The organism is Streptomyces sp. PsTaAH-137 (genome assembly GCF_003259365.1).
Taxonomy (GTDB): domain Bacteria; phylum Actinomycetota; class Actinomycetes; order Streptomycetales; family Streptomycetaceae; genus Streptomyces.
The window spans coordinates 100,068-126,413 of the sequence record NZ_QLLY01000008.1 but is presented as its reverse complement, the minus strand read 5'-3'; the positions used below and the strand labels follow the sequence as shown (position 1 = coordinate 126,413).

Here is a 26,346-nt window from a genome sequence, read left to right as displayed (position 1 = left end):
ACCGGTCACAACAGCCCACCCCCGTAACCGCTTCGAGGCCAAGGCGCAATCGCCCGGGACGAACATCCGGGCCGCCCCGCACGTCACAGTCACAAGGTCGCCGGTACCACCGGCGCGGGACGAGCGGGAGGGCCGTATGAGGACCGGACCGGACGGATCACGGGGGAGGCGCCACCGCGCCGCGGCAGTGCTCGCCGCGGCGCTCGCCGGCGGACTGCTGGTGACGGGCTGCAGCGCGACAGGAACGTCGGGATCGTCCGCCGACAAGGCCGGGCGGGCCAACGGCCCCGCCGCCTCCGCGGCCCCGCGCGAAAGCGACAGCGGCGACGACGGCAAGGAGGGCCCCTCCGACCACCGCTCCACCTTCGCCCTCGACGTGGACACCGCCTCCTACGGCTACGCCCGCCGCACCCTGGCCGACGGCCGCCTGCCCGACGCGGGTTCGGTCCGCCCGGAGGAGTTCGTCAACAGCTTCCGGCAGGGCTACCCGCGCCCCACGGGCAACGGCTTCTCCGTGACCGTGGACGGCGCCCGCACCGGGGACGACGGCTGGCGTCTGATGCGGGTCGGTCTCGCCACGGCGCAGCCACCGGCGGACGGCGAACGGGCGCCGGTGACGCTGACGTTCGTCGTCGACATCTCCGGTTCGATGGGGCAGCCCGGCCGCCTCGACCTGGTCCGCAGCTCCCTGTCGCAGCTCACCGAGCGGCTCCGCGCCGACGACTCGATCGCCCTGGTCACCTTCAGCGGGGAGGCGCGGACGGTGCTCCCGATGACCCGCCTGGGCATCAAGGGCGGCCCGGTCCGCGAGGAGGTCCAGGACGCCGTCGACACCCTCGAGGCCACCGACTCCACCAACCTGGGGGCGGGCATCACCACCGGCTACGCCACCGCCGTGAAGGGAGCGAGGCCCGGGGCGACGAACCGGGTCGTCCTCCTCTCCGACGCCCTCGCCAACACCGGTGAGACCGACGCCGAGGCGATCCTGGACCGGGTCGCCGACGCCCGCCGCGAGCACGGCATCACCCTCTTCGGCGTGGGCGTTGGCAGCGACTACGGCGACGCGCTCATGGAACAGCTCGCGGACCAGGGCGACGGCCACACCTCCTACGTGTCGTCGGAGGACGAGGCCCGCAAGGTCTTCACCGAACAGCTGCCCGCCAACATCGAGTTGCGGGCCCGCGACGCCAAGGCGCAGGTCGCCTTCGACCAGGACACCGTCGCTGATTTCCGGCTCCTCGGCTACGACGACCGCCGCGTCGCCGACGACGACTTCCGGGACGACAGCGTCGACGGCGGGGAGATCGGCCCCGGCCACACGGTGACGGCGTTGTACGCGGTCAGGCTCCGCGACGGCGCGCGGTCCGGCCGGGTCGCGAAGGCCACGGTGCGCTGGCTCGACCCGGAGAGCCGGAAGCCCCGGGAGGCCTCCGGCGACATCGCGGTCTCCGCGCTCGGCGGGGACCTCTGGTCCAAGGAGACCTCGCCCCGGCTGCGGGTGGACGCCGTCGCCGCCTACTTCGCTCACCGCTTGGGCGAGGGTGCGAGTGAGCCGTATCCGGGGGAGCCGGGGTTGCCCGAACTCTCTCGGAGGGCTGCGGGGTTGACCTCCGCGACGGAGGATCCGGACGTCACGGAGCTCGCGGACGCGGTGCGCTCCGCGAGTCGCTTGCGCCTCGACGACTGACGCTGCCATGTCCGCGGGTTCGTCGGGCGCGGCTCTCGTCGTGGCCGGTCGCGCAGTTCCCCGCGCCCCTGAAACGAGCTCCGCTCGTCCAGGGGCGCGACCAGCCCCCACCGGCCCGCACCCGACGAACCGCCCCCCCCGATACCGGCCCCCCGAAGCGCACCGTCAGCGAATCTGTCGCCCCGAGATGGCCCGCGCGATCACAAGTCGCTGGATCTCGCTCGTGCCCTCGAAGATCGTGTAGATCTTCGCGTCGCGATACATCCGCTCCACCGGATGCTCCCTGCTGTACCCGGCCCCGCCGAGCACCTGGATCGCCTTCTCGGTGGAGGCGACGGCCAGTTCACCGGCGCGCAGCTTCGACATCGAGCCCTGACCGGCGTCGAAGACCTTGTCGTTGCGGGCCATCCAGGACGCCTGCCAGATCAGCAGCCGGCACGCCTCGATCTCCGTACGGAGATCGGCGAGGGCGAACGCGATGGCCTGGTTCTCGATGATGGGCCGGCCGAAGGCGTGCCGGTCGCCCGCGTACTCCAGCGCGTACTCGTACGCGGCGCGCGCGATGCCCAGCGCCTGCGCGCCGACCGTCGGCCGGCTCACCTCGAACGTCGACATCGCGGCCTGCCCCTTGGCCCGGCCGCCCTCGCGGGCCCGCGCGAGCCGCGCGTCCAGCTTCTCCTTGCCGCCGAGCAGGCAGTGCCCCGGAACCCGTACGTCGTCGAGGAAGACGTCCGCAGTGTGCGAGGCGCGCAGCCCCAGCTTGCGCATCTTCTTGGCGCCTTCGAGGCCGCGCGTGCCCGGCGGCACGATGAACGCGGCCTGTCCGCGCGAGCCCAGCTCGGGGTCGACGGAGGCGATGACCACGTGGACGTTGGCGATGCCGCCGTTGGTGATCCAGGCCTTCTGGCCGCTGAGCACCCATTCGTCGCGCGCCTCGTCGTACCGGGCCCGCGTCCGCATCGCCGCCACGTCCGAACCGGCCTGCGGCTCGGACACGCAGAAGGCCGCCACCTTCGGGTCGTCCTCGTCGCCGAAGCACTGCGGCACCCACTCGGCCAGCTGGTCGGGCGTGCCGGACGAGAAGATCCCGGCGACCGCGAGCGAGGTGCCGAACAGTGCCATGCCGATGCCCGCGTCGCCCCAGAACAGCTCCTCGTTGGCGATCTGGAGTGAGATGCCGCTCGGGTCGCCGAACAGCTCGGCGAGCGACTCGAACCCGTACAGGCCGATCTTCGCGGCCTCCTGGATCACCGGCCAGGGGGTCTCCTCGCGCTCGTCCCACTCGGCGGCGGCCGGGCGGACCACGTCCGCCGCGAAGCCGTGCACCCAGTCGCGCAGGTCCCGCTGCTCTTCGTCCAGTTCGAGAGAGAAAGCCATGACCGAACCCCGCCCCGCCCCTACGCCTTGGGAATGTCGAAGTAGCGGGTCAGGCCCGCCGCGAGCGCGACATCGCCCGCGATCTTCACCTTGCGCATCATGAACATCGTGACCGGCGAGGAGTTCCCGGACACCAGCTTCAGGAAGTCGGCGTCGCCCATGACGAGCGTGACGCGCGGCTCGGCGTTCGAACGGCCCTCGGTCACCGTGCACGCGCCGTTCGCGATCTTCGTCTCGTAGACCGCCTCGTCGGTGTCGCCCTGCCCGGTCACCTTCCAGCGGATCAGCGCGTCGAGGGAGCCCGCGACATCCGGCTTGAACTGCCGCTCCATGCGCCCGAACACCTCCTTCAGGACCCGGGCGCGCAGCGCGGCGTCCTGCGCGATCTCGTTGATCTCCTTCGCGGAGAGCCCCTTCACGATCCGGGCGAACTCCTCGGGCGTGACGCTCGCGAAGTCGAGGGAGGCGATGTCGTCGGCACCACTCATGGACCCAGTCTCCTTACTGCCAAGTAAACTTACTACTTGGTAAGGTTACGGCGAGGTAGGTAGGCTGACAAGGGTGACGGGCACATCGGGAGCGGCTCAAGGGCGCACGGCGGGACGGCCGGTGGCGCGACGCAAGCGCGTGCCCCGGCAGGTGCGCGAGCAGCAGATCATGGACGTGGCCGTCGCCGTCTTCGCCAAGCGCGGCTACCACGCCGCCTCCGTCGACGAGATCGCCGAACTCGCCGGGATCTCCAAGCCGATGGTGTACCTGTACCTGGACTCCAAGGAGGGCCTGTTCCTGGCGTGCCTGCGCCGGGAGGCCGAGCGGCTGGTCGCCGCCTTCCAGGAGGCGGCCCGGGGCGCGGGCGCCGCGCCCGAACTGCGGCTGTACGCGGGACTCTCGGCGTTCTTCGCGTTCGTCGCCGCGCACCGCGACAGCTGGGTCGTGCTGCACCGGCAGGCCTCCGAACTGACCGAGGCCATCGCCGCCGCGGTCGCCGAGGCCCGGCGCGCGGTCATGTCCGAGGTGGCCGGCCTGATCAGGGACGGGATCACGGAGAGCGGGCGCGGCGCGCGACTCGGCGGCCAGGACGCCGACTTCGTCGCGCACGCCCTGGTCGGCGCCGCCGACTCGCTCACCGACTGGATGGAGCACCACCCCGGCCAGTCGCCGGAGGCCGTGACGCTGCGGCTGATGAACATGGTGTGGGTGGGCATGCGGGACGTCCTCGACGGCGAGGCGTGGCTGCCGGAGGGCTGATCCGCCGCCCGCCCCATGGTCCCGGATTCGCGCGCGACCCATTGAATTTTCCTTACGCATGAGTAAGTTGACCCACGAGTAAGTTCGTACCCCGGAGCCGAGGGGGACGGGCCAGCACCTGAGTTCAGCAGTGCCGCAGCAGCCGCGCGACCGGGAGCCGTCAATGGGCGTACGCAAGGATCTGAAGCGGGCGAGGAAGCGCAGCGACCTGGCCGACCGCGTACGGATCGATCTCGTCAGGGACGAACGGGGAGTGGTGCGCGAGGCACGCACCGCGCCGCTCGCCACGCCACCGGAGGACGGCGGCACACCGGCCGACATCCCGTTCCTGAACGCCGCCGAGGCGCCGGACACGGTGGTCCTGCGCCGTAAGGAGGCCGGCGAGTGGAAGCCCGTCACCGCCGCCGCGTTCGCCCGCGAGGTCACCGCGGCGGCCAAGGGGCTGATCGCCGCCGGGCTCGAACCGGGCGGCCGCGTCGCCCTGATGTCGCGCACCCGCTACGAGTGGGAGGTCCTCGACTTCGCGATCTGGGCGGCGGGCGGCCAGACCGTCCCCATCTACGCCACGTCCTCGCCGGAGCAGATCGAGTGGATCGTGCGCGACTCGGGCGCCCGCCTGCTGATCGTGGAGACGGCCGAGAGCGCGGCCGCCGCCGAGGCCGCCCTGCCCGGGGCCGACCGCCCGCGCGTCTGGCAGATCGACGCCGGTGACGTCCTCGAACTCGCCCAGCTGGGCCGGGACCTGCCCGACGACGAGGTCACCAAGCGGCGCGCCGCCCTCACCCCCGACAGCGTCGCGACCGTCTGCTACACCTCGGGCACCACGGGCCGCCCCAAGGGCTGCGTCCTGACCCACGGCAATCTGTACGCGGAGGCCGCCAACACCGTCGAACTGCTGCACCCCATCTTCAAGGCCATCACCGGCCAGACCGCCTCGACACTGCTCTTCCTGCCCCTCGCGCACATCCTCGGCCGCACCATCCAGGTGGCGTGTCTGCTGGCCCGTATCGAACTGGGCCACTGCGCGAGCATCAAACCGGACGAGCTGCGGCCCGAACTCCGTTCGTTCCGGCCGACGTTCGTGGTCGGCGTGCCGTACCTCTTCGAGAAGATCCACGACACCGGGCGGGCCACCGCCGAGAAGATCGGCCGCGGCTCGTCCTTCGAACGGGCCGACCGGATCGCCGTCGCGTTCGGCGAGCGGCACCTCGCGCGGTTCCTGGAGACCGGGAAGGGCCCCGGCACCGGCCTGAAGCTCGCCGCCGGACTCTACGACCTCCTCGTCTACCGCCGCGTCCGCAAGGAACTCGGCGGCCGGCTGCGGTACGCGATCAGCGGCGGCTCACCCCTCGACCGCAACCTCAACCTCTTCTTCTACGCCTCCGGCATCGTCATCTACGAGGGCTACGGCCTCACCGAGACCACCGCCGCCGCCACCATCACCCCGCCGCTGCGGCCCCGCCCCGGCACCGTCGGCACCCCCGTGCCCGGCACCACCGTCCGGATCGCCGACGACGGCGAGGTGCTGATCAAGGGCGGCATCGTCTTCGGCGCGTACTGGAACAACGACGCGGCGACCGGCGAAGTCCTCGACGCCGACGGCTGGTTCGCCACCGGCGACCTCGGCGCGCTCGACGACGAGGGCTACCTGACGATCACCGGCCGCAAGAAGGACATCCTCGTCACCAGCGGCGGCAAGAACGTCTCCCCGGCCGTCCTGGAGGACCGCCTGCGCAGCCGCTCACCCGTCGGCCAGTGCATCGTCGTCGGCGACAACCGCTCCTACGTCGCCGCCGTCATCACCCTCGAGCCCGAGTCCGTGGCGCACTGGCTGGCCGTCCGCAAACTGCCCGCCGACACCCCGCTCAGCGAGGTGATCGCCGACCCGCGCGTCGTCGCCGACGTCCAGCGCGCCGTCGACTACGCCAACGAAGCGGTCTCCCGCGCCGAGTCCATCCGCAAATTCACTCTGGTCGAGGGCGAGTTCACCGAGGACAACGGCCTCCTCACCCCGTCCCTGAAGATCAAGCGGCCCGCGGTCATGGCGGCGTACGAACGCGAGATCGAGGAGCTCTACGGTGCCTGAGCCCGCTTCCTCTTCCGTGACGAACTTCGACGTCATCGTCGTCGGCTCCGGATTCGGCGGCTCCGTCGCCGCGCTCCGGCTCACCGAGAAGGGCTACCGGGTCGCCGTCCTGGAGGCCGGCCGCCGCTACACGCGCGACACCCTGCCCCGCACGTCCCTGAAACTCCGCGACTACCTGTGGGCGCCACGACTCGGCCTGTACGGGATCCAGCGCATCCACCTGATGAAGAACGTGATGGTGCTCGCGGGAGCGGGCGTCGGCGGCGGCTCCCTGAACTACGCCAACACCCTCTACGTCCCGCCGCCCGCCTTCTTCCAGGACCGGCAGTGGGCGGCCATCACCGACTGGCAGAGCGAACTCGCTCCCTACTACGACCAGGCCCGCCGCATGCTCGGCGTCCGCACCAACCCGACCACCACCGAGGCCGACGAACTGCTGCGCGCGGCGGCCCGCAGGATGGGCGCGGGCGACACCTTCCGGCTCACCCCCGTCGGCGTCTTCTTCGGCGACGGAAAGGACGCCGACGGCGCCACGACCGCCGAGCCCGGAGCGGCCGTCGAGGACCCCTACTTCGGCGGCGCCGGACCCGCCCGCGCCGCCTGCACCGAGTGCGGCTCGTGCATGACGGGCTGCCGGGTCGGCGCCAAGAACACCCTCACCGAGAACTATCTGCACCTCGCCGAACGCATCGGCGCCGAGGTCCGCCCCCTCACCACCGTCACCCGCGTCCGCGAGCTGGACGACGGCACGTACGAGGTCACGACCGTCCCCACCGACAAGCGCCGCCGGGGCCGCGCCACCGTACTGCGCGCCCGCCGCGTCGTCCTCGCCGCCGGGACCTACGGCACCCAGACCCTGCTGCACCGCATGAAGGCCGACGGGATCCTGCCTCGCCTCTCGACCCGGCTCGGGCTGCTGACGCGCACCAACTCCGAAGCGCTGGTGGGGGCGTTGACCTGGCCGCGCAGGCTCGGCCGCAAGGACATCGACTTCACGCGCGGGGTGGCCATCACCTCCTCCGTGCACCCCAACCCCACCACCCACATCGAGAACGTCCGCTACGGCAAGGGCTCCAACCTCATGGCCCTGATCTGCGTACCCCAGTACAAGCAGAATGTGCCGAAGCCGCTGGCCGCCGCGCTCGCGTTCCTCTCCCACCCGGTGCTCGTGGCCCGCACGGTCGCGCTGCGCCGCTGGTCGGAGCGGACCATCATCGGGCTCGTCATGCAGACCCATGACAACTCGCTCACCACGGGCCTCACCCGGCGCGGGCTGCTCAGCGCCGAACAGGGCCACGGCCGCCCCAACCCCGTCCACATCCCCGAGGGCTGGCAGGCCGCCGGGCTGGTCGCCGAGTCGATCAACGGCTTCGCGGGCACCAACCTCGGCGAGCTGATGGGCAAGCCGCTCACCGCGCACTTCCTGGGCGGCTGCGCCATCGGCGAGTCGCCCGAGACCGGGGTCATCGACGCCTACCACCGGGTGTACGGGCATCCGGGCATCTCCGTGGTGGACGGTTCCGCGGTCTCCGCGAACCTGGGCGTCAATCCGTCCCTGACGATCACGGCGCAGGCCGAGCGGGCGATGTCGTACTGGCCGAACAAGGGCGAGCCCGACCCGCGCCCCGAGCCGGGGGAGGGGTACCGGGCCCTGACACCGGTACTCCCCGCGGCGCCGGCGGTTCCGCCGGGCGCCTACGGGGAGTTGAGGTTCTGAACCCGGTCAGCTTTTGTCCGCGTTGTTGAAGGTGGACGCCGCCCAGAAGTAGCCGAGCGCGGCGAGCCCGACGCTCCAGGCGAGGGCGATCCACCAGTTGTCGCCGATCTCGGTGCCGAGGAGCAGCCCGCGCAGGGTCTCGATGGCCGGGGTGAAGGGCTGGTACTCGGCGATCGGCTGGAACCAGCCCGGCATCGAGTGCAGCGGCACGAACGCGCTGGAGATGAGGGGCAGGAAGATCAGCGGCATCGCGTTGTTGCTGGCGGCCTCGGCGTTCGGGCTGACCAGGCCCATGCCCACGGCGATCCAGGTCAGGGCGAGGGAGAAGAGGGCGATGAGGCCGAGGGCGGCGAGCCATTCCAGGGCGGTGGCGTCGGTGGAGCGGAACCCGATGGCGGCACCGACGGCGCCGACCAGCACGACGCTGGCCACGGACTGGATCACGCTGCCGATGACGTGCCCGATGAGCACCGACCCGCGGTGGATGGCCATCGTGCGGAACCGGGCGATGATGCCCTCGCTCATGTCCATGGCGACCGAGACCGCGGTGCCGATGGTGGTGGACCCCACGGTCATCAGCGCGATGCCGGGCAGGAGATAGGCGAGGTAGGCGTCGCGCCCGGCGCCGCCGCTCATCACGTCACCGAAGACGTAGACGAACAGCAGGAGCAGAACGACCGGCGTGAGCAGCAGGTTGAGGGTCATCGACGGGTAGCGGCGCGCGTGCAGGAGATTGCGGCGCAGCATGGTCGCGGAGTCGCGCACGGCGAGGGAGAGCCGGGACGGGCGGGCGGGGGCCTGGGCGGCGAGGGCGCTCATCGGACGTTCTCCTTGATCGAGCCGGCGGTTGCGGTGGTGGTCGTGGTTCCGGTGGGGCCGGTGAGGGCGAAGAACACGTCGTCGAGGTCGGGGGTGTGCACGGTGAGTTCGTCGGCCTCGACCCCGACGGAGTCCAGCAGGTCGAGCACGGCGCGCAGTTCGCGCTGACCGCCGTCGCTGGGGATCTGCAGGGCGAGGGCCTCGTCGTCGCGAACGGCCACCTGGAGTGCGGCGGCCGCGCTCTGGTAGGCGTCGGGGTGGGTGAAGCGGAGCCGGATGTGCCCGCCGGGGACGATGCGCTTGAGCTCGTCCGGGGTGCCCTCGGCGGCGATCTTCCCGTCGTTCAGTACGGCGATGCGGTCGGCGAGTTCGTCGGCCTCTTCGAGGTACTGGGTGGTGAGGAGCACGGTGACACCGTCGGAGACGAGCGCCCGGATGATGCCCCACATGGTGTGCCGGGACCGGGGATCGAGTCCGGTGGTGGGCTCGTCCAGGAAGATGACGCGCGGGCCGCCGACGAGCGTCATGGCGATGTCGAGCCGCCGCTTCATGCCGCCGGAGTAGGTGGAGGCCGGCTTCTTCGCCGCCTCCACCAGGTCGAAGCGCTCGAGGAGTTCGGCGGTGACGCGCCGGCCCTCGGCCTTGGACAGGTGGTGCAGGTCGGCCATGAGGAGCATGTTCTCCTCGCCGGTGATCAGCCCGTCGACGGCGGAGAACTGCCCGGTGACACCGATCGCGGCGCGGGCGGACTGGGCGTGCGTGGCGAGGTCGTGCCCGCCGACCGTGATCTGCCCGGAGCCCGGGTCGGGGGCGATGAGGGTGGAGAGGATCTGCACGGTGGTGGTCTTGCCGGCCCCGTTCGGACCGAGCAGCGCGAAGACCGAACCGGCCGGGATGTGCAGGTCGATGCCGTCGAGGACGTTCTTGTCGCCGTAGGACTTGCGGAGGTTGGTGACGGAGACGGCGGCGGCGTTCGTAGAGCTGGTCGTGGACATGACAGAACTAGGCATGGAGTCCTCCCGATCGAGGTGAGGCGAGAAGTGTTGGTGAGGTGAGGTGAGAGGAGAAGCGCTGTCGAGGTGAGCCGGGAAGCGTCGCGGACGTGCCGGGCGTCAGGCGACGCGGGCGCGACGGACTTCGATGTTGCCGTGGCTGGTACGGGCGGTGACCTCGACGGTGTTCTCGCTCTTCTCGGGACCGGCGGACTCGGCGAGCCGGTTGAGCACGTGCCCGGAGCTGGAGTTGAGGTCGAGCCAGGTGGCCGTGCCCTCGCGGACACCGATTTCGATGGCGCCGTTGGAGGTCTTCAGCTGGACGGTGCCGCTGGTGACGTCGAGGACGCGCAGGGTGCCGTTGGCGGTGGTGGCGTTGACCGACCCCTCGGCGCGCTCCACGGTGATGTCACCGTTGGCACCGCTGACCCGGAGGAACCCGGTGACGTGGCCGACCGTGGTGGAGCCGTGCGAGTTCTTCAGGACGGCGGTGCCCTCGACGGAGCCGACGCGCAGGCTGCCGGAGCTGGTGGTGATCTCGGCGGGGCCCGCGACGCTGTCCACGGAGATGGAGCCGTGGGAGGCGGTGAGGTGCAGCGGCCCGGTCGCGTCGAACCGGGCGTCACCGGCGGAGGTCTTCACCCGCACCTCGCCGAGCGCCCCTTCGCCGCGCACCTGCGCCCAGGCTCCCGTGACCTCGATGGAGGAGCCGGTCGGCAGTTCCACGGTGACGTCGACTGTGCCGGTGCGGCCGAGCCCGAAGAAGTTCCCCTTGGGCGTCCGGATGTTCAGCCGCCCGCCGGAGTAGCTGACCTCGGTCTGCTCGGCGGCCCGGACGTCGAGGTCCCGCTTGGGGTCGCGGGGCTGGACGTCGACGACCGTGTCGGCGCGGTCACCGGCCAGGAACAGCAGGGACCCGGCGTCCATGGCAGCGGTGACGGAGATCGGCTGAGGGCTGTCGAAAGAAGGCATGGCTGTCCCGTCCTGGTGACTCGTGGGTGAAATGTCTCTGCTGGCGATGCGCCCGAACGGGACGGTGGTTACCGCACCCATCCGGTGAAGCTCTGCCCCCCGGAACGCCCCTTGTCGGCGGTACGAGGCTGTGCCTGCCCGGGATCGACGGCGGCCGACACGGCCCGCACCAGCCAGGCGTTGACCGACAGCCCCTCGCGGCTCGCCGCCTCCTCGGCGCGGGCCTTGAGGTGGGCGGGCAGCCGCAGATTGACCCGCGCGGTGCTGCCGTCGTCGGCGGTGTCGGCCACGGGAGCCGCCCGCACCGCCTCGACCGCCCGCGGCTCCTCATGGGTGCTGTCACCGGCAGGCAACGCCACCACGAACTCGGGATCGAGCCCCCGCAGCCGCACATCCACGGACCCGGGCGCGAGATCGCGGGTGACCTCGTCCATCGCGGCGGAGAGCACATTGAGCAGGGTCAGTCGGGTCGCCGACTCCAGCGGCGCGGTGAGCCGCTCGGCCAACTCGCGAGCTTCGTCCCCGCCGGCTTCGGCGGCCACCGCGAGTTCCCGGTGAAGTGTGTCGACGTACGGCGTGAGGTCCATGACGTCATGGTGGCACCACTTTGGCGCCATGCGCAAGCGCATACCCGCCACAACTTGCCGAGCCCACCCCCGAGACCACCCTGACCTGCACAAATGTTGCAACGCCATTTGGAATCGTCATGGCACCAACGGGCTGGGCGACGCGACCTGGCGCCGCACGAACGCCGGCTGACACCACGTGGCACCACATGGCGCCACATGGCACCACGTGATGCCGCACGCCAGGCCCTCTAGATTCCCTGCATGGGACTCTTCGGCAAACTGACCGGCACCAAGCACCCCGACGAGGGCGTGACCCCACGCCCCGCGGAGGAGCTCCGCACGGCCCTGCTCGCCCTCAACGGCCCCGAGGTCCCCTATGCCGTGCGAGACGGCCGCGACGACGATGCCGACCTCGTGGCGGAGTGGCGAGTGACGGAACCAACCTGGCACGGCTTCTTCTCCCGCACCGACGTACGCCATGTCCTGAGGTTCCGCATGCGCCTGGTTCCGGAGCGGCACGAAGTAAGGGTGGTGGAGCAACGGTTGGAGGTCACCTGGGTACGCGGCGTCCCCACCCTCTCCGCCTCGGCGGAGGCCGGCCGGGGCCCGGGCCGCACGGTCTCGAAACAGTGGACCCTGGGCCGCAACGCCCAGGGCCGAATAGAGGCCACACAAACCTTCAACTTCGACAGCGCCGACCTGAAAGACCCCCTGCAACGGGCAGTTCTGGGATCGGGATGGACGTGGCGCGGGGTGATCCTGGGCAAGCTCTGACGCTGAACTCCTGCGGCCGAATGCTGCGACCTGCGGCCAGGTGCCGACCCGTGAGCGCATGCCGGGCTCTCGGTCAAGGCGAACCCTGACCGAGACGACAGAACAGGACACCGAGCGCGACGGCACCCGCAAAGCCCCTCCGACCAGCAGAAAGGCCCCGCCGAAGCGGGGCCGGTGAGAGGCGCCCCCGGCAGGACTCGAACCTGCGGCCAAGCGCTTAGAAGGCGCTTGGCTTATCGAGCGGTGATGGTGCTCTGACCTGGGCGCTCACCCGCCCTGTCGACGACCCGTTGCTGGCCCTCGACACGCCTTCGACACAGCCCTGTCGAAGGGCTACTCGTACATGGTCGCGGCCATCAGTGCCCGAGCGAAGAACCGCCAGTCCCCGTCGGCCGGCACCTCCTGGCCGTTGTAGCGGTACCAGCCGCCGGCGCCGTCGATCCAGGCGGAGAGTGCCTCCAGGAAGTTGGGGAGATCGGGGTTCTCCCATGAGTCCCCATCCTCGGCGTGGTTGCGATGCAGGGCGCGCACGAAGGCGGCGAGATCTTCCCGGCTGTTGACGCGTTCAGGCGCGGGTTCTGGATCAGGCGAAGCTGTCATGCCAGGCAACTTACGGGGGAGGGGAGTTTGGGGCTCACTGCCGGTCGATGGGGATCTCGTAAACGACCTCGCAGAGGGCGGCGGGTACGACGATGTCTGCGGTCTCGACCGGCCGCCCCTGGTCGCTGTAGTAGGTCCGCCGGATGTGAGTCACGAGGGCGGACTTCTGAATCCCGAGTAGCGAGGCCTCCTCGGCGGTCGCCTGTCGCGGCTCGGGCTGCTCGACGGCATGGCTGACGGTGACGCCGATCGCGGCCATACGGTTCACGACTCCCGCGCCGGCGTGCGGCCCACCCTCTGGCAGAACGACGAGCGTTCCGGCGGTGAGGTCGTAGGGCTCCCAGCTCGTCGACAGCTGGACGGGGCGACCGTCGGCAAGGAACTCGTACACGGTGCGGACGGTCAGGTCGCCTTCGTCGATGCCGAGCCGCCCTGCGATCTCAACAGTCGCCGGCACTTTGGCTTCGGTACGGCTCTCCCAATCGCCTTGCCTACCCGCAGCCTTCATGTCGGCACGAAACGGCGACCCGCTGGGCTGCTCCCGGGCCGAGGACCGGACGACGCGCACGCGCTGACGGGGTGCGGCTACGTACGTCCCGGATCCAGCACGCCCCTCAAGCACGCCTTGGGAGATCAGCAACTCTTGGGCCCGGCGAATCACGTTCTCACCGACGCCGCACTCTTCGGCGATCTGGGCGCGGGAGGGGAGACGGTCCCCCGGAGCCCACTCCTGGTCCGCGATCCGACGTCGAAGCACGTCAGCGATGCGGAGGTACGGCGGCTGCTCAGGCATATAGAAAATCTAGTCCACTAGCTCTAATCTAGTTAACTAGCTTGACGGAGAGTGATTACCAAGTGACGGGGGCGGAGCTGTGTCTGCTGCTTCGGGCGTACGCGCCGAAGGCATCGCTGCTCGGCTAACGGCGCTCGGACTCACTCCCCGCGTCACAGGGCACGCCGATCGCCTGGTGATCGAGGCGGAGGTACCCGACTCGCTCCCCGCCGAGAAGTGGCGGGATGCCCTGAGCGCAGTAGCAGAGGCCGACCGATTCGGCCTCCTGGCCAACAGCCTCAACGGCCGCACGTTATGGGCCGCCGTCAACACAGAGCCCCCGTCGACCGGCAACGTCCGAGGGCCTGGCAGCCAGCGATAGGAGCTGATCAACATGTTCAACGGCAGTTGCAGTACTGCCCGCAACATCGGCGCACGGCGTATCCCACTCGTGGAGTTCGTACTGACAGGGGCGGTCTGATGTCGCTGAACAAGCCTCCGGGCGTCTCCCACGAGACCCCCGTCCCCTACAGGTCGAGTGCATGCTCAGTCGGCAAGCACAGCGCCTGCGCACAGACCTCGCCCACGGCCTCTTTGGTCGACGTACCCCTGATCTACGAGACGTGCGGCTGCGAATGTCACTCGCTGGCCTCCGGTGGCAGCGCACCGGAGGTACCCCGGTGAGGGCGTGGTCGCCGAGTGGAGTTGTGGCGGCTCCCATCGAGATCACTGCGTCCAGCATCCGGCGCGAGGACGTCATCAACGTCGGCGGCAGTCCGCATCGGGTAGTTGATCTCATCCAACTGCCCGGAGGGGCCAAGCAGGTCCGGTTCGAAACGGGCGATCTCCTGACCATGGGCTCACGGACTCGCCTGATCGCCCTCCGAACGCTGAGAAGGCGGTGACCGGAACCGTGCCCTCACGCCGCCAAACCATCGCCGACGACCTCCGCAACCAGATCACGACCGGCGAACTCAAAGCGGGCGAACGCCTCCCCTCCGAAACGACCCTCGCTTCGCGGTACGGAGTGAGTACGTCGACACTGCGAGGCGCCTTGGCCCTCCTCCAGAGCGAGGGCCTGGTCGAGAAGACGCACGGCAAGGGCAACTTCGTCGGTCTCGCGTCGCGCCGTCACACATACATCGGCGGTAGCCGAACGCGCTCTGAAAACAGCAGGATTGACCCAACGCTGCGGGTCACCGTCCGCACCACTCGACTCCAGGCACAAGGACACTTGGTCCCTCTGCTGCGGGTGCCGGCCAACACGGAACTAACTCAGTTCCTGTGCATCCACAACGAGGGTCCCTCCCCGCACAGCCTGGCCCGCATCTACGTGCCATGTGATCTGCCACCGAAGGGCCTGCCTTGTGAGCCGCGTTCGTGTCGGGCCTTCGGACCGAAATTGGCGGAGTACTGCCCACCACCGACAGAGATCCGAGAACGCCTCACAGCCCGCCTGCCGACACACGAAGAAGCCGAAAGCCTTCGAATCGGCTCCACCCTTGCGGTGCTCGACATCACCCGTGTGACGATCGACAGCACCGGCCGCGTGATCGAGGCGGCGCTCCTCGTCCTTGCCAGCCACCGGGCAGACGCGTACTTCATCACCCGTGCCGCGCCCACAGAGAACAGGAGGGAAGGATGACGACGCCGAACGAGCTACGACTCCTCCCTTGGTCGGGCCCCGAGGGCCAGCCCTGCTACTTGAGCACCGACAACGCGAACAGTTACTTGTCCCGCCTGGCCGACAACACGGAAGCCATCCACTTGGGGATGGCGGCCGAAGTCCTGGACCAGGCAGTCGAACTGCTCTCCGGGGAGAAGGTGGCACCGAACGACTTGCGTCTGGTGACGAGGGACCTCGTGGGGGCTCTGACGACAACTCTCAGAGTTGCAACAAGCCGCGGCCGGCGCTTGCCGCAGCCAGACTCAGCCCGCCACGAGCGTGGCGACGAGGCGCCCCGGTTGACGTCGGCAATTGGCTAGCCATCCAAGGCAAGGACGTCGGAGGGCCCCGAGAAACAATCGGGGCCCTCCGACACCGTTGTCTGGCACCTCGGTCTGCGTAGTGGAGGCGGAAACACAACGGCTCCGGAGGCCCTTTGAGACCTACACAACGCGGCTGGTCATGGCCCCAACGGCTGTCGATCAGGCGGCTTGTGTCCATGGATAGTCCACGGTCTGCTGAGGAGCGGTGAGGAAGAGACGCCGCCTGTGGGCTGGCAACGTCGTTGACTGCGGCTGACCGCTTACATCTGGCACGACTGTGGCGCGGTGAGGACTCGTACAGCTCTTCGAACCTGCCTTCAGTGCGGTGGAGTCACTCCGGAAGGAGAGGAGTGACCGCGGGGAGGCGTCCCGACTGCTCCCAGTGGTTCAAGATTCGGATCTCGGACTCTGCGGCGGTGTACTGACTGGGCTTCGGCATTCTCTCCGGTGTCGACCACGAGCGGCCTGGGTGGAGGTCGTCCCACGGGGGCCGTGCCTGGCTGGTTCGGCCGCTACCCGGCGCGTGGTTCCCGAAGCCGTCCACGATGGTGTTCCAGACTGGTTTGAACTGTCGGAGCATGAGCTGTTCGGCGAGGGAGACGAAGAAGTCGACAGCGACGAGATACCGCACTCGGAAGTCGGCCACATCGAGGTCACGGGCTTGCTCGATGGAGCGGCGATGGTCGCGGAGACGATCCCATAGAGCGTCCTCCTCGTCAGGGGCTCCGGCCTCGCCTCCCTTACGTCCGCCCTCTGGAGTGGCCTTACCCACGTAGATGGGAGTCTGGCAGTACGGCTCCGCGATTGGCGTGTAAAGCTCGTGCGAGCCGACGTAGTAGAGGGCGTAGATTCCGGCTCCTATCATCAGAGGCACGTCGGTGAGTGGGGCTGGCTCCATCTCCAACATCCGCATCTCGATGCTGCGCCCGAGATTCTCCAGAGTCAGAGGGTCGTAAGGCTCGGGGCGGAGGGCGGTTTCGCGCCAGTTGCGCGGCTTGCGGCCGCCTTTCGTGGGTGTTGCCTCCGACATGTGATGCAGTCTCCTTCTCGTCCGATGATGTGGCGATCACTCTAGTGAAGGCATTTCCCTGGTGAACCAGCATCTTCGTGGGTCTGCACACATGATCAATAACTCTGCGGTACGCTTTGGTCACGCCTGATCAGCAGAAACGTAAATACGCTGGCAGGACGCCTGTTGAGCTCCTTGCGGGTGGAGGCGGCCTGGCGATGGCGGTACACAACGAGGGCTTCCGGCCGCTCCTGGTCAATGAGTTCGCGAAACGGGCCTTGAAGACGCTGACTGAGAACGGGACCCTTCTCCGCGACCCCGAAGACACGTCCATGCCCAAGCCGGGGAAGGGGGCATCCCGGGCGGCGAGCCGCCAGCTGGCCTTTGGTTCCGGGGGATGTCCGGAGGATCCCGTCGTTCGAGTTCCTGCGGGATGCGGACTTGAACGTTGCTCGGCCACACCTGACGGTCCCGCTGTGGCAGGTCCACTCCACGCTTCGAGAACCGGCAACTGACCATCACCGGCGACGGCCGGTGGAGCTCGCAGTGCTCGGTGGGGTGAATGGGTTAGTGGTACGGCACCTGCAATGACGAAGGGCCTCCGTGCTCAGCCCCATGACGCCCGGCCACCGAACGGGCAGGATTGATTGACCGAGTCCGTGATGGCCGCCCGGCTATCGGGCGAGCAGTGGCATCAAGGGGGCACAGTGGGGCACCACGAGGCGATGGACGGGCGCGAGAGATGGGCAGAAGAGGCCTACTCAGCACTGGTCGAGGTAGCGCGTACGTATCACGCCGTCATCACCTACAAGGAGCTGGGAGAGGAGATACAAGAAAGGTCAGGCATCCGCACCCAGGCTCTGCTCCACAACTGGATTGGTTCTGTCCTCGGGAAGGTGGTCCGTGAAGCGCACCAGAGAGGCGATCCGCCACTGACTGCACTGGTCGTGCACACCGACGACGGCATGGTCGGCGTGGGCTATAAGGAAGTTCTTGAGGTAGCGGGGCAGCCTCCCGTACATCGGGTAGAGGAGCGCGAACGGCATGCTGCCGAAGCACGCCTAGCCTGCTACCAGCGGTTCGGCGCGACCCTCCCTCCCAGCGGAGGGATCGCCGCTCTTGCTCCTAAGTACCAGGCAGCCATCGAGCGCCGGCGCGACCGAACCGCGGAGCCGCCCCCCGTGTGTACTGGTTGCTTCGTTCAGCTTCCGGTGACGGGCGTCTGCGACTCTTGCGGCTAGTGGCAGCTTTGCAGCGAGCTGGTCCGCCTACCTTCAGGCCGTTCTGCAACCCCCTGGGGAAGGCCACAAGTGAGGCGGTGGCCCGTCCACCCCAAGCAGGCGGGAGTCGGAGCGGTCCATCCTCCTCGTCGGGACGTAACTCTGGCCGCCGCCCCATGCGTGGAGAGCCTGGCTGCGACATCGGGGAGTTCTCAGCAGACGCCGCCGGGTGGAGTGTGGCTAGCACGGGTGTGACTCTGACCTCGGCCCAATCAACGGCACTTGAGATGCCCTCGACACGTTCGAGGCGAGGGCGACGGCAGTGGCGGTATTCGTCCAGGAGCGCGCCTACCCACGAAGCCCCAAGGCGCTGCCGGGATAAACGGAATTGTCAATTCCGGAATTGCGAGATCGAGGGAGATCGCATCCGCCTCCGTGCACGGCGGAGAACGCTCCCCAGGATGCAGTCGTACACATGCGAGCACAGACGTAGCACGGCGCCACTACCTCATGAGTCGTAGCGGCATCGTTACTTGCCGCTGCCGAGCCACCAAGACACCCAATCGCCTTTACACGCACTGAACCCGCAGCGATCATCGTCACATGGTCAGATGGCGCAACGAGGTTCCTACGAGTGGCAGCGTCGACCTGCCGCCAGGTGCGCGGTCAATGGATGGACTAGGGCGCAATCACTCGCTACCAACCGCACTAGCCGACCTGGTGGACAACTCTGTGGACGCAGGAGCCACGGACACCCTCATCCGTATAGTTAGGAATGCGGGCAGGCTTTGTAGCCTCTACGTGGTTGACAATGGCTCTGGCATAGCAGCCGAAGCAATTGATGACGCCATGACTCTCGGCGGGCATCGCAAGTACAGGCCCGGTGATCTTGGTCGTTTCGGCATCGGCTTGAAGGCCGCTTCCTTCAGCCAGGCTCGCAGGCTCACCCTTCTCTCTCGGAATCAGAGAGGACAGGCAGTGGGGCGCCAGTGGGAGCTTGGCCCTCACCAGAGCGGATTTCTCTGCGGCGTGGTGCCTGAACATTTCGCAGCCGGCGAGCTTGCCCGCGAGTGGAACCTCCCTCAGGGCGCGGGGCAAACCGTGGTTCGCTGGGACGAGGTCACCGGGTTCCCCGCCACCGATGACCCAGCCCGGGTGGAGGAATATATCAGCAGGACGCTTGTGGAGATACGGCAGCACCTCGGGCTGGTTATGCATCGGCTACTGGCTGCGCGGCGTCTGAAGATATGGATCGAGGTAGAAGAGGCAGAGACCGGGGAATGTGGAAGTCGTTTTGAGATTTCACCACTCGACCCTTTCGGCTACATGCGGTCAGGGAAGAGTGGTTGGCCCAAGAATTTGGTAGGCCAGGCCGATGGGCTCACTCTGAGCATGCGCTGCCACATCTGGCCTGGTCGTTCACAACTTCCCGAGTTTAACCTTCCGGGCGGGGCTGACTCGAGGCAAGGGTTGTACTTCTATCGAAACGACCGCCTGCTCCACGCTGGCGGGTGGGAGGGGATCCATGCCGGCGACCGTCGACTTCGTTTGGCACGTGTCGAAATCGACATCGAAGACGACACGATCGGTCTTTTTAGAATGAATCCGGAAAAATCCAAGGTCAGCGCGGGGCCAAAGTTTTCCTACCTGTGCGAGGAGGCCCGCGCCGAGGACAGCACCACCCTCGCTAACTACCTGCAAGCCGCCGAAACTGCATTCCGCGACTCCCGTAGGCGAAAAATGCAGCGTAAACGAATGATTGCCCCCGGGCGCGGCCTCGCTCCGTACCTAAAGAAAGCCATCGAGCGAGAAATACCGATACTGGAGAACGAAGACTCCATCGATATTCGCTGGACCCCCTTCGCGAATGAGTTTTTCTTTCGCGTGGATCGCGAGAACCGTACACTATGGCTCAATGATCGTTATCGGGCGGCACTTCTAGGCGGTCGCAGAGGCCAACTGAACGACATGCCCGTCCTCAAGGCGCTTCTGTATATTCTCATGGAAGACCTATTTCAGGGTGAATATCTCGGCCCAAAAGATAAAGATAATCTTGAAATTTGGCAGGAGTTGTTGACCGTGGCAGCGCGGGGCGAAATATCGTGACCAGCGGGGTCGAACGGCGCCACCTAAGCGAGGCGAGCCTCGGGAGCTACCTGCGCTCTAACATTCCCATCGACCAGCCCATAGCCGGCAACCCGGCTTTAGTTTTTTTCATTTCCCCGAAACAATCGGAGATTGGACTCCGAATTCCATTTCGTGGCACTGGGGTTGTTGCTGAATTAGGGTTGGAGCATATTCGTTGCCAGGTCGTATGGAATGGTGGAATTCGACATCTAGAGATTGCTGTGACCCGTCGTGACCTGTTCGCCGATGCCTATCCCATGCTTTGTTCCATCGCTGACCGGATTCAATTACGAGGTCTTTCCCCGGAGCAGGCGCTAGCCGACACCGTTTGTTCGCTGGCCAACCTGATCCAGAGCAGCCGTTCTCTGGAGATCGAGCGGGAGGTGGGACTGTTTGGTGAGCTCATTGTATTGCTCGGATTAGCGCGGACAATCGGCAGTAAGGAGGCACTCGCTGCGTGGTTGGGCCCTCAAAGGGAAGAGCACGATTTCGCCTTGCGCGGTCTCAATATCGAGGTTAAGACGACTCGGTCGGAACGACGTATCCATTGGATAGAATCTCTAACTCAGCTGCGCCCTACCGGCCCCCGGCCCCTTTGGCTTGCCTCTTGCCAAATAACGTCGGCAGGGCCAGGTGCCGGGAACAGGCTACCTGACTTGGTCCGCCTCGTCCGGGCTGGAGCACGAGACGACGAAGACCGTGCGGCTTTGGAAGAACGTCTTCAACATGCTGGCTGGCGCGATCGCTTCGAGCGCACGTGTCAGGGCCCCTGGATGCTCCGCACGAAGCCAGCAGTTTTTGCCGTTGCGGGTGACTTCCCTCGCCTCACGCCGGATGAAATCTGCGGAGTGTCGACCCGGGATCATATCGTCCAGGTCCGTTATCAAATCGACCTTACAGGCCGATCGCCAAGTGCTCCACTACCGGAATTTCTCGCAGACAGCCTTGAAGGGTTGGACAATGTATGAGTGACGGTCAAGAACTGGCGGACGCTTACCTCGCGGCTCTCAAACTGATGGAAGCACGCGGGCCCCGACCTATTCACGACGCAGCCGAATTTGCTGCGCATGACTCTGACGCTCCACCGATTCGTGTGGGGGATGCCGAGCTTTGTCGCTACCTCGGCTCAGTCGGCGCCAATGACCCTCTGCGAATCAAAATGCACCTGAACATAGCCGGATGGGACGCCGCGCTTTCCACCGACTCATGGACGCAGCAGACTGAGGCTGCGAGTGACCAACGCAGAGCTGCCATCATTGATCGTCTCCGCGTCGATGAGGCAACAGCCGAACTATTTCTGAAACTCTTCCCGGTCGCGCGAACGGGCCGACCCACGGTGATCGCTTCGTCCGTAAATTGGAGTCCTTGGTACACGGAGGGACTAGCCAGCGACAGGGGGTTCTACTGGGAACACTATAAGAACTATCTCATCGAGAAGGGATGGGCTGCCGAAGATGTAGCGAGCTCCCTCGGGCCGGCCACCACACGTGTAGTGGAGCGGTTGGCTGATCCGACTGCGGCTGAGCCTTACCGGTCAAAGGGTCTCGTTGTCGGTTATGTCCAGAGTGGAAAGACGGCCAACTTCACCGGAGTGATCGCTAAGGCGGTCGATGTCGGCTACCGGCTCATTATCGTATTGACGGGAACCACGGATAAGCTGCGGTCCCAGACTCAGCGGCGTCTCGATATGGAATTCGCTGGTGTCGGCAGTGTGTTGGGGGGCATCGATCCAACGGACGACAGCGCGTTGGACGATGTCGACTACCAGCAGGACAAGGATTGGGCTGGCGCTCAATTTATTGACCACGGGCAAATTCCCGCAGGGGCGCGTATACCTGAGGTTCACCGCCTCACCAGGCATCATCAGGACTATCAATCCGGCGCAATCGATGCTCTCGACTTCCAAGGGGCAGACCCAACCAAACCGCTTTATCACCCCGATAATGTGTATCCTGAAGCTGCTCGCATCGCTGTGGTGAAGAAGAACTCGGGTGTTCTCAAACGAGTTATCAAGGACCTGAAGAAGGTTCATGCGCGACTGCCTGGAATTCCGACTCTGATCATCGACGACGAGTCGGATCAGGCTTCGATCAACACGAATCGTAAGAAGTGGTACGAGGAAGAGGCTGAGAGGACCGCCATTAACAAGGCGATATCAGAACTCCTGACGATGTTGCCTCGCGCCCAGTACGTGGGCTATACGGCAACGCCATTCGCGAACGTGTTTATAGATCCCGGAGACCCGCACAGCCTCTTCCCGAAGGACTTTCTCGTATCCCTGGACCGGCCCAGTGGGTACATGGGGGCATCGGACTTCTATGACGATGATGCATTTACGGATGAAGAAGAAAAAACATACGAAAACTCACCCGAGAAATGCCATGTGAGATTCCTTCCACTACGGAAGGATGATGATTCCAAGCTCGCGGAGGCGCTAGACGCCTTCGTGCTTTCTGGAGCTGTTAAGCTCTATAGGGAAAGTATAGGGATTGGCAAGTTCAAGCACCACACGATGCTTGTACACGAGGCGCAGAAGAAGACCGTCCACAGGGATCAGGCCGAAAACATCAAGAAATACTGGCGCAGGGCTGGATATTCTTCGGCTAGAAGCTCAGAAAGGCTTCGCGACCTATATCTGAGAGACATCGCACCAGCCTCCTCGGCGGCCGCTGGCGATTTGCCACTACCTACCAGCTTTGACGATCTCAAACCTTACGTGGCAGAGGCCGTTGCACTTATCGAGCAAACTGGCCAGCCGGTGCTGGTTGTTAATAGCGATAAAATCGAAGGTGAAGAACTGGATTTTGATTCATCGCCTGTGTGGCGCATCTTGATCGGCGGCAACATGCTTGCCCGCGGTTTTACCGTCGAAGGTCTCACGGTTACTTACTACCGGCGCGCTGCCCGGGCAGCTGACACTCTCATGCAGATGGGCCGCTGGTTCGGATTCAGGAAGAATTACCGTGATCTGGTGCGCCTCTACATCCCCAAGAGCCTTCATGAGACCTTCGCGGGCATCTGCCAAGACGAAGAATTTTTTCGTAATCAACTCGACAAGTACGCAAAGATGGATGACGACGGGATGCCTCTGATCACACCTCAGAGGGTTGTCCCTCTGGTCGCCCAACACTCCTCCGTCAAGCCCACTGCGGCGAATAAAAGATGGTGCGCTATTCTCGAACAAGACGCCACGGACGTCAAGGAGCCCAGTAGCGCGTACCCGATGCTGAGCGACAAAGCGAAGCTGCGCGATAACTTGAAGGCATTTGGCCCTATCCTGGCCGGCGTGAACGGTCCACGGCCCGCTCCACACGTGAGCAAGTCGCTGAACATCTTCCAGGGCGACTTTGCCCACGGTCTGGTTGTCAAGATCTTGGAGAAGCTGTCCTGGCTGGATGAAGAGAAGTTTCAAGCGGACCTGCGATGGCTGGCGTCCTTGAATCCCTCACAAGTTGATAGCTGGCACGTTGTCATGCCCCAGCTTCTAGATGCTGAATCGACTACGCCGTTGCTTGGTTTCGGACCCTTCAGTCTCCACAGTCGAAACGAGATCGAAGGACGCCTCCAGGCGAAGTCGCAACCCATACATCATCGGTTGCTTCATGATGTAGTGCGCGTTCCGGGTTCACGTACGGCTGGCATGTTGCTCTACCCCATGATTGCCAAGCCAGAGGAGGAAACCAGCAGATTTGACCCAACTCGAATCGTCATGGCATTCCGGTTGGAGCTTCCTTCAGCCGCCAAACCGGACGACGGCCGGATCCTGAAGTACCGCGTGGATTCGAGTCTGTGACAGCGAGCTGATTTCCGTCGCCGCTGTCTGGCAGTGCAACGCCATAATGCGACTGGGTCCGGCTGCGGAGCCAGTGTCCGCCGAGATGACCGAACCTCTGTCCCAGCGCTCGGATACCTCGCCATGACCACGGCAACCACCTGCGTTGCTGCTGCGGCCCTGGCTGACGTGCTGCTGTTCGCGCACCTGCGACCGCGTGTGAGCCTTGAGCACAGTTCGACACTTGCTGGATGCGCTGTCGCTGGCGGTCCCTGTCGAGACCCTCGCATTACGAGTTATCCGATCTTGGTTCGGAGGCGTCTCTCGAGGTCCGTCGATTGTCTTACCGGCCTGGTCACGGGGCCTACCGGACCTCGACGGATGCCAGCGGACCGCCGCGAACCAAGCGGCGATGAGACCACCATTGAGACCACGAACCCTTCGTCCCGATGCGACCCGGGCGGGGCCGACAGCTTGGGTTCGTACGCCTCTCACACCTGTGCTGATGGTCTGCGGACGTCCGTGCTCCGACCGGCGGTTTCCGAATTGCTGAGCCTGAACGCATGAAGTCGTCGGTGTGAGTGACAGCCCTATTCCGGCGAGGTATCCGTCGATGAGGCGAGGACGGTACTGGATCGTCCTCAGCCCGTGCCTGATCGTCTGGATGAGGTGCTCGGGGGTGGCGAAGGCAGTGTTGGAGAGCCAGCCGCGTCGTAGCAGGGACCAGATACCCTCGACCGGGTTGAGGTATGGTGCATAGGAGGGGAGCTGGTGGACGGTCAGCCAGTCCTGGCGGGCGACGAACTGCCGCAGTCCATAGGCGAGATGGACGTTGAGATTATCCCAGACCAGCACGATCGGCCTGCCGAGCTGCTGATGCGCGGTGATGAGCAGGTCGCGGTAGTCCGTCCAGGCGAAGCTCTTGCGACTGTCGCGCTGGCGGTCGTCGCAACGCGGCCGGTAGATCAGCCGGGAGCGTTCGCCCGGCTTGTAACAGGCCAGAGAAGCGCTGGAGATCCGACGGCGGGAACGGCCGCATACTCGGATGACGGGGGTGCGGCCCCGCCTGGCCCAGGTTCGGGCGACCGGCGGCGTCATCGAGGAGCCGGACTCGTTCTCGAAGACGATCCACGCATCGAGCGCCGCCGCGGTCCTTCCACCCGCGGCCACGTCTCCTTCACCTAGCCGCAGGTCGCCTTTTCGTCACGTTCCATGGCCCGTCTCGCCGGGACCTGACAGGAGAAGCCGTGCCGGATCAGCAGCTTACGCACGCCTTGCAGGGTGCAGCTCGTGTGGAATCTGCGGCCGATCACGGTCTTAACCCTCGGCAGAGTCCACCGCTGATCCGGCCAGCCGTGCGTGACCGGGCCCTTAGTCAACTCCGCCTCCAGCTCGGCGAACTGGCCCTCACGCAGCCGCGGTGGCGAGGCCGCACCCGACGACCGAAGCGCGCGGACCGCCCAGGTCCCAAGTCCGCCACCGCTCGACCGGCCGAATGCTGACCCGCAACTCCTTCGCAATCACCGAACTCGGCTCACCAGAGGCGAACCGCTCGGCCGCCCTCAGCCTGATCCCCTCGCGGAACTTGCCGGCGCTCATCCGATAGACCACCGCCCTGCGCATACCTCATACGAGACGGCATACCGCCCGGATCAAGCTCTGTCGCAACTACGACAACCCGAGTTCAAGCTCAGTAACGGTCTAGCGTCTGATCGACACCTTCGACGCAGCCACGGGTCGTTTGGGCGTCACTCCCTGCTGGGTTTCGCCGATCACGGATGAAGATCGAGATTGGGCGCGAGTTCCAGACCGGCTATGTAATGCCGTCGCGCGCTTTGAGAGTGCATCTCCCTTGGGTACATTACGGCGTATCCAGGCAGTACCATGATCTGCCACGACTCGGGCAGCTGGGAGCTCGCGAAACGAAGGAAGTCATTTGCCGTCATCTCTGGCTGTTCGATGGTTACCTCGAACTGCTCGTAGAAACTCTCCCTCTTAGTTCGGTAGTACGCGTACCTGAAGGTGTACGGCAGCGCAGTCTTGGCGAACTTCAAAAAGGAGCGCAGGGTTTGAGTTCCTTGCGGGAGATCGCCTATTACCCAATCAAGGTTGGCGGGGTATAGCTGATCGAAATGGTCATCCGAGAAGACCGTGGTGTCGCGCTCAACCCCGGGATCATTGATACCGAATCCGTTCTCGTTCCACGGCGCCCGACCGTCGCTCTGGAAGCTGTCGATTAGGAGCTTTTCCGGAGCCACCGCCGCGAAGTCCTCGTCCACGGACAAAGCCATGAAGGTCATCCACTCCAAGTGGATATTCTCACGACCACTGAGCTTCTTAAGGTGCTTCCTCAGCCTCTGGCCGAGGGTGGCGTCGGCTTTCCCGATGTACACGGGTTCGCCGTGCCGGAAAAGCTGATACACCCCCTTGTGGCGCGGGAGGCGGGCGATGTTCTCCTCGGTCAGTGGCGCGGGAGTGAGCGTCTCCAGTGCTGCGGCCAACTGATCGCCGAGCGCCTTCGTGATGCTCAGCTTGAACTCGGCGTGATTCTCCAGTGGCAAGGCCTGGGCTCCCTTCCGGGCGAGTGATCGGCATCACCTTAACCGGTGAAAACGG

General features: G+C 66.0%; 22 protein-coding genes, 1 tRNA gene and 1 pseudogene. 11 read left to right on the top strand and 13 right to left on the bottom strand.

Annotated elements, in window-relative coordinates; genetic code table 11:
* The first annotated feature begins 136 nt into the window (after positions 1-136).
* Positions 137-1,687: a von Willebrand factor type A domain-containing protein gene (locus K377_RS19430; protein ID WP_111664684.1), complete on the top strand. Its 1,551-nt coding sequence runs from the start codon at positions 137-139 to the stop codon at positions 1,685-1,687.
* A 165-nt stretch (positions 1,688-1,852) separates the two neighbouring features.
* Here K377_RS19430 and K377_RS19425 read toward each other — a convergent pair whose 3' ends face one another.
* Positions 1,853-3,064, bottom strand: coding sequence for an acyl-CoA dehydrogenase family protein (locus tag K377_RS19425; RefSeq protein ID WP_111664683.1), 1,212 nt, complete (start codon positions 3,062-3,064; stop codon positions 1,853-1,855).
* A 20-nt stretch (positions 3,065-3,084) separates the two neighbouring features.
* On the bottom strand, positions 3,085-3,552 hold the full coding sequence (locus tag K377_RS19420; RefSeq protein WP_111664682.1) for an SCP2 sterol-binding domain-containing protein: 468 nt from the start codon (positions 3,550-3,552) through the stop codon (positions 3,085-3,087).
* Positions 3,553-3,721: 169 nt separating this feature from the next.
* On the opposite strand from K377_RS19420, the gene K377_RS19415 reads away from it, so the two are divergent.
* From K377_RS19415 to K377_RS19405, 3 genes are all read left to right on the top strand, one after another.
* A complete protein-coding gene (locus tag K377_RS19415; protein WP_111664872.1) occupies positions 3,722-4,312 on the top strand; it encodes a TetR/AcrR family transcriptional regulator in 591 nt (196 codons plus the stop codon).
* A gap of 163 nt (positions 4,313-4,475) precedes the next feature.
* Positions 4,476-6,398, top strand: a complete 1,923-nt coding sequence (locus K377_RS19410; RefSeq protein ID WP_111664681.1) for a long-chain fatty acid--CoA ligase — start codon at positions 4,476-4,478, stop codon at positions 6,396-6,398.
* Positions 6,391-8,115 (top strand): FAD-dependent oxidoreductase, encoded by a 1,725-nt coding sequence (locus K377_RS19405; protein ID WP_375605933.1) that lies wholly within the window; start codon positions 6,391-6,393, stop codon positions 8,113-8,115. Before K377_RS19410 ends, K377_RS19405 begins: the two co-directional genes overlap by 8 nt.
* Before the next feature lie 6 nt (positions 8,116-8,121).
* On the opposite strand, the gene K377_RS19400 is transcribed toward K377_RS19405, so the two are convergent.
* From K377_RS19400 to K377_RS19385, 4 genes are all read right to left on the bottom strand, one after another.
* Positions 8,122-8,934, bottom strand: coding sequence for an ABC transporter permease (locus K377_RS19400; protein WP_111664679.1), 813 nt, complete (start codon positions 8,932-8,934; stop codon positions 8,122-8,124).
* Positions 8,931-9,944, bottom strand: a complete 1,014-nt coding sequence (locus K377_RS19395) for an ATP-binding cassette domain-containing protein (RefSeq protein ID WP_375605932.1) — start codon at positions 9,942-9,944, stop codon at positions 8,931-8,933. Before K377_RS19395 ends, K377_RS19400 begins: the two co-directional genes overlap by 4 nt.
* A 102-nt stretch (positions 9,945-10,046) precedes the next feature.
* Positions 10,047-10,898, bottom strand: coding sequence for a DUF4097 family beta strand repeat-containing protein (locus tag K377_RS19390; protein ID WP_111664677.1), 852 nt, complete (start codon positions 10,896-10,898; stop codon positions 10,047-10,049).
* A gap of 68 nt (positions 10,899-10,966) precedes the next feature.
* Positions 10,967-11,485, bottom strand: coding sequence for a toxin-antitoxin system HicB family antitoxin (locus tag K377_RS19385; protein WP_111664676.1), 519 nt, complete (start codon positions 11,483-11,485; stop codon positions 10,967-10,969).
* A 243-nt stretch (positions 11,486-11,728) separates the two neighbouring features.
* Between K377_RS19385 and K377_RS19380 the strand changes: the two genes are divergently transcribed.
* Positions 11,729-12,241 carry a hypothetical protein gene (locus K377_RS19380; protein ID WP_111664675.1) on the top strand — a complete coding sequence of 171 codons (513 nt, stop codon included), beginning with the start codon at positions 11,729-11,731 and terminating at the stop codon, positions 12,239-12,241.
* Positions 12,242-12,423: 182 nt separating this feature from the next.
* Here the strand turns inward: K377_RS19380 and K377_RS41700 are convergent.
* From K377_RS41700 to K377_RS19370, 3 genes are all read right to left on the bottom strand, one after another.
* Positions 12,424-12,506 (bottom strand) — tRNA-Arg (locus K377_RS41700).
* Between the two features lie 68 nt (positions 12,507-12,574).
* Positions 12,575-12,841 (bottom strand): hypothetical protein, encoded by a 267-nt coding sequence (locus K377_RS19375; RefSeq protein ID WP_111664674.1) that lies wholly within the window; start codon positions 12,839-12,841, stop codon positions 12,575-12,577.
* Positions 12,842-12,875: 34 nt separating this feature from the next.
* Positions 12,876-13,634 carry a GntR family transcriptional regulator gene (locus K377_RS19370; RefSeq protein ID WP_111664673.1) on the bottom strand — a complete coding sequence of 253 codons (759 nt, stop codon included), beginning with the start codon at positions 13,632-13,634 and terminating at the stop codon, positions 12,876-12,878.
* Positions 13,635-13,713: 79 nt separating this feature from the next.
* On the opposite strand from K377_RS19370, the gene K377_RS42325 reads away from it, so the two are divergent.
* A complete protein-coding gene (locus K377_RS42325) occupies positions 13,714-13,995 on the top strand; it encodes a hypothetical protein (protein WP_111664672.1) in 282 nt (93 codons plus the stop codon).
* Between the two features lie 519 nt (positions 13,996-14,514).
* Complete coding sequence (locus tag K377_RS19350) at positions 14,515-15,258, top strand: GntR family transcriptional regulator (protein WP_111664669.1); 744 nt, start codon at positions 14,515-14,517, stop codon at positions 15,256-15,258.
* A gap of 675 nt (positions 15,259-15,933) precedes the next feature.
* Here the strand turns inward: K377_RS19350 and K377_RS19340 are convergent.
* Positions 15,934-16,632 carry an Eco29kI family restriction endonuclease gene (locus K377_RS19340; protein WP_111664667.1) on the bottom strand — a complete coding sequence of 233 codons (699 nt, stop codon included), beginning with the start codon at positions 16,630-16,632 and terminating at the stop codon, positions 15,934-15,936.
* Positions 16,633-17,318: 686 nt separating this feature from the next.
* Between K377_RS19340 and K377_RS19330 the strand changes: the two genes are divergently transcribed.
* The 4 genes from K377_RS19330 to K377_RS19315 all read left to right on the top strand — a co-directional run bounded on the left by K377_RS19330 (position 17,319) and on the right by K377_RS19315 (position 23,751).
* Positions 17,319-17,852 carry a hypothetical protein gene (locus K377_RS19330; RefSeq protein ID WP_258395084.1) on the top strand — a complete coding sequence of 178 codons (534 nt, stop codon included), beginning with the start codon at positions 17,319-17,321 and terminating at the stop codon, positions 17,850-17,852.
* Positions 17,853-18,434: 582 nt separating this feature from the next.
* Positions 18,435-19,937, top strand: coding sequence for an ATP-binding protein (locus tag K377_RS19325; protein ID WP_111664666.1), 1,503 nt, complete (start codon positions 18,435-18,437; stop codon positions 19,935-19,937).
* Entirely contained in the window at positions 19,934-20,926 is a 993-nt protein-coding gene (locus tag K377_RS19320; RefSeq protein WP_146614741.1) for a PD-(D/E)XK motif protein, read from the top strand. The genes K377_RS19325 and K377_RS19320 overlap by 4 nt, the downstream gene beginning before the upstream one ends.
* The gene (locus K377_RS19315; protein ID WP_111664664.1) at positions 20,923-23,751 is read left to right on the top strand and encodes a Z1 domain-containing protein; all 2,829 of its coding nucleotides are present in this window, start codon (positions 20,923-20,925) and stop codon (positions 23,749-23,751) included. The genes K377_RS19320 and K377_RS19315 overlap by 4 nt, the downstream gene beginning before the upstream one ends.
* Before the next feature lie 552 nt (positions 23,752-24,303).
* Here the strand turns inward: K377_RS19315 and K377_RS19310 are convergent.
* From K377_RS19310 to K377_RS19300, 3 genes and pseudogenes are all read right to left on the bottom strand, one after another.
* Positions 24,304-24,828, bottom strand: a pseudogene (locus tag K377_RS19310) (transposase); the annotation flags it as partial.
* Positions 24,829-24,911: 83 nt separating this feature from the next.
* Positions 24,912-25,043, bottom strand: coding sequence for a winged helix-turn-helix domain-containing protein (locus K377_RS42730; RefSeq protein ID WP_309252237.1), 132 nt, complete (start codon positions 25,041-25,043; stop codon positions 24,912-24,914).
* 459 nt (positions 25,044-25,502) lie between these two features.
* On the bottom strand, positions 25,503-26,291 hold the full coding sequence (locus tag K377_RS19300; protein ID WP_111664663.1) for a GIY-YIG nuclease family protein: 789 nt from the start codon (positions 26,289-26,291) through the stop codon (positions 25,503-25,505).
* Positions 26,292-26,346 lie beyond the last annotated feature (55 nt).

Bases quoted from the DNA above. Each gene is read 5' to 3' on its own strand.
- K377_RS19410 (WP_111664681.1), top strand. From the start codon at position 4,476: ATGGGCGTACGCAAGGATCTGAAGCGGGCGAGGAAGCGCAGCGACCTG.
- K377_RS19420 (WP_111664682.1), bottom strand. From the start codon at position 3,552: ATGAGTGGTGCCGACGACATCGCCTCCCTCGACTTCGCGAGCGTCACG.
- K377_RS19395 (WP_375605932.1), bottom strand. From the start codon at position 9,944: ATGCCTAGTTCTGTCATGTCCACGACCAGCTCTACGAACGCCGCCGCC.
- K377_RS19380 (WP_111664675.1), top strand. From the start codon at position 11,729: ATGGGACTCTTCGGCAAACTGACCGGCACCAAGCACCCCGACGAGGGC.
- K377_RS19325 (WP_111664666.1), top strand. From the start codon at position 18,435: ATGGTCAGATGGCGCAACGAGGTTCCTACGAGTGGCAGCGTCGACCTG.
- K377_RS19315 (WP_111664664.1), top strand. From the start codon at position 20,923: ATGAGTGACGGTCAAGAACTGGCGGACGCTTACCTCGCGGCTCTCAAA.
- K377_RS19390 (WP_111664677.1), bottom strand. From the start codon at position 10,898: ATGCCTTCTTTCGACAGCCCTCAGCCGATCTCCGTCACCGCTGCCATG.
- K377_RS19425 (WP_111664683.1), bottom strand. From the start codon at position 3,064: ATGGCTTTCTCTCTCGAACTGGACGAAGAGCAGCGGGACCTGCGCGAC.
- K377_RS19400 (WP_111664679.1), bottom strand. From the start codon at position 8,934: ATGAGCGCCCTCGCCGCCCAGGCCCCCGCCCGCCCGTCCCGGCTCTCC.
- K377_RS19415 (WP_111664872.1), top strand. From the start codon at position 3,722: ATGGACGTGGCCGTCGCCGTCTTCGCCAAGCGCGGCTACCACGCCGCC.
- K377_RS19430 (WP_111664684.1), top strand. From the start codon at position 137: ATGAGGACCGGACCGGACGGATCACGGGGGAGGCGCCACCGCGCCGCG.
- K377_RS19340 (WP_111664667.1), bottom strand. From the start codon at position 16,632: ATGTCGGAGGCAACACCCACGAAAGGCGGCCGCAAGCCGCGCAACTGG.
- K377_RS19385 (WP_111664676.1), bottom strand. From the start codon at position 11,485: ATGGACCTCACGCCGTACGTCGACACACTTCACCGGGAACTCGCGGTG.
- K377_RS19370 (WP_111664673.1), bottom strand. From the start codon at position 13,634: ATGCCTGAGCAGCCGCCGTACCTCCGCATCGCTGACGTGCTTCGACGT.
- K377_RS19375 (WP_111664674.1), bottom strand. From the start codon at position 12,841: ATGACAGCTTCGCCTGATCCAGAACCCGCGCCTGAACGCGTCAACAGC.